Here is a 294-nt window from a genome sequence, read left to right as displayed (position 1 = left end):
CTCCCACAAGGCCGCCAAAGCCAAGGATTTCTCCCCGCTTTACCTCGAAGCTCACGTCCTTTACCTTATCGTTCGTCAGCCCCTTTACCTGCAGTACCGTTTCTCCCAATGGCTTTACACGCTCCGGATAATCTTCTCCCAGCTCGCGCCCTACCATATCTGCGATCAGTTCTTTTCTTGTGATATCCTTGATGTCCTTCGTCGATATATATTTCCCATCCCGCAGCACCGTTACTCTGTCACAGATTTCAAACATTTCTTCCATCCTGTGCGAGATGAATATGATCGTTACCT

The 294-nt window shown here is 48.6% G+C and carries 1 pseudogene; it reads right to left on the bottom strand.

Going from position 1 to position 294, the window contains the following annotated elements:
• A pseudogene (locus CHK_RS09775) lies at window positions 1-256 on the bottom strand (D-xylose ABC transporter ATP-binding protein); the annotation flags it as partial.
• Window positions 257-294: the final 38 nt, after the last annotated feature.

Origin of the sequence: Christensenella hongkongensis, assembly GCF_000981035.1 — a bacterium.
Classification (GTDB): domain Bacteria; phylum Bacillota; class Clostridia; order Christensenellales; family Christensenellaceae; genus Christensenella; species Christensenella hongkongensis.
Note: the sequence above shows the minus strand (reverse complement) of the source record. Positions and strands in the feature narration are given on the sequence as shown.